This is a genomic window from Desulfonatronum thiosulfatophilum, from assembly GCF_900104215.1.
In the GTDB taxonomy this organism is placed as follows: domain Bacteria; phylum Desulfobacterota; class Desulfovibrionia; order Desulfovibrionales; family Desulfonatronaceae; genus Desulfonatronum; species Desulfonatronum thiosulfatophilum.
On record NZ_FMXO01000033.1, the window covers coordinates 1 to 2,064 of the forward strand.

Genomic DNA, 2,064 nt, shown 5'->3' on the forward strand with positions numbered 1-2,064 from the left:
AACAATTTTAAATAGTTGATCTATTTTCAGGGCAGACTATTTAATGCGGTCAAATTCACTCCTCGCTGCGGCGAGATCATCATCACGGGCCGGCAGCAAGGCCCAGCAGTCACCATGAAGGTGCGAGACAACGGCATGGGCATGGACGGGCAAAGTCTGGCTACCCTCTTTTCCATCCAAAACAAAAATAGACAGTTTGGTACGGAAGGCGAAAAAGGCACCGGCTTGGGTCTGGTTCTGTGCAAGCAGTTTATCGAGCAGCACGGTGGTCAAATCTGGGTGGAAAGTGCGCTAGGGCGGGGCACGACTGTTTTTTTCACCCTGCCGTCGGCGTGAGGCATGGCTGTCAAAACAGGGTGCATATTTTTGCCTCCTTCCCACCTTTAGCCTTCTACAATCCTTTTATCCCCTCAAGCCTCATGGAGCCATTCCATGTCCAAGCAAAGATCCGAAAAGAACGAACCCAGTCCCTTGCTAGGCGTTGATCTTCAAAATATCTTCGACAATGCCCCCATCGGCATTTTTACGTCCACACCCGAGGGTCGTTATATCTCGGCATGCCCCGCGGCAGCCAAAATGCTTGGATACGATACGAAACAAGAGTTGATCGACTCTGTCAGTGATATCGCCACTCAAGTGTATGCCGATCCCTCAGACAGAGCGGAATTCTTGCGCCTGATGGAAGAGTGCGGCGAGGTTGTCAATCATGAATGCCGGTTCCGTCGTCGGGACGGGGCCGAGGTCTGGGTTTCCAGAAATGTCTGGACTGTGAAGGATCATGACGGGAGTATCGTTGCCTATCAGGGTTTCAATACAGATATAACCGAGCGCAAGCGGTCGGAGGCGCGCGAACTTCTGGTGAAAGACGTGCTGGCCGTTTTGAACCGGCCTGACAACATCAAGAGCATTTTCCTCGATATATTGCTGCTAATCAAACAGCAGGCGGGCATCGAGGCGGTCGGCATCCGGCTGAAAGAGGGCGAGGATTTCCCCTACATCCAGACCAATGGTTTCCCCGATCGCTTTGTGGAGTTGGAGAATCAACTCTGCGCCCGCGATGCGACGGGCCGGATACTACGCAACGATCATGGATTGCCAGTGCTGGAGTGCATGTGCGGTAATGTCATTTGTGGTCGCACCAACCCCGCCCTTCCTTTCTTCACTGAAGCCGGTAGTTTCTGGACCAACAGCACCACGGACTTGCTGGCTTCCACCACGGAAGCGGAACGCCGGGCACGCACCCGCAACCGATGTAATGGCGAAGGCTATGAATCGGTGGCCTTAATTCCCCTGAAGGAGGGCGATGAGACCATCGGCCTGCTTCAGTTGAACGATCACCGGCGGAATCAATTTACGTTGGAACAGATCACCTTTTTGGAAGGGCTGAGCACCAGCATCGGCATCGCCATTACTCGCAAACGGACCGAAGACGATCTGCTCCTGGCCAAGGAACAGGCCGAGGCCGCCAATCAGGCCAAGAGCGAATTCCTGGCCAACATGAGCCATGAAATTCGCACCCCCATCAACGGGATCAAGGGCATGTTGCAGCTTCTTGAAACAACGCCCATTGATGACGACCAGAGACGATACGTGCAGTTGGCCACAGGCGCGGCGGAACGTTTGAACAGACTGCTTACAGACATTCTTGATCTGTCTCGAGTCGAGGCGGGCAGGATGGAGATTATTAACAACGAATTCAGTCTTGTCGAATTGGAGAGCTCGATTATCGGCTTGTTTTCAGTTGCGGCACACAAGAAAAATATAGACCTGCAGTGCACCATTGATCCCGGTGTACCTCCGAAACTGATTGGAGACGAGGTGCGGTTGCGTCAAGTCTTGTTCAACCTTGTGGGCAACGCCCTGAAGTACAGCGATAAAGGCAAGGTCTCTGTACAGATGACTCCGCTGTCTTCAAGAATGGTCGGTGAAGTGCGGGTACTGTTCACGGTCGCGGACACCGGCATCGGCATTTCTGAAGAAATGCTACGCGATATTTTTGAACCGTTCCGTCAGGTGGACAGTAGATAGTCTGCCCTGAAAATAGATCAACTATTTAAAATTGTT

At 52.6% G+C, this 2,064-nt stretch carries 2 protein-coding genes; both read left to right on the plus strand.

Annotation, left to right across the window (positions count from 1 at the left end):
- Positions 1-15: 15 nt before the first annotated feature.
- Positions 16-336 (plus strand): sensor histidine kinase, encoded by a 321-nt coding sequence (locus tag BLP93_RS16475; RefSeq protein ID WP_092124012.1) that lies wholly within the window; start codon positions 16-18, stop codon positions 334-336.
- A gap of 96 nt (positions 337-432) precedes the next feature.
- On the plus strand, positions 433-2,028 hold the full coding sequence (locus BLP93_RS16480) for a PAS domain-containing sensor histidine kinase (RefSeq protein WP_092124014.1): 1,596 nt from the start codon (positions 433-435) through the stop codon (positions 2,026-2,028).
- The last annotated feature ends 36 nt before the right edge of the window (positions 2,029-2,064 follow it).

Coding starts and splice junctions, on each gene's coding strand:
- BLP93_RS16480 (WP_092124014.1), top strand. CDS start 433: ATGTCCAAGCAAAGATCCGAAAAGAACGAACCCAGTCCCTTGCTAGGC.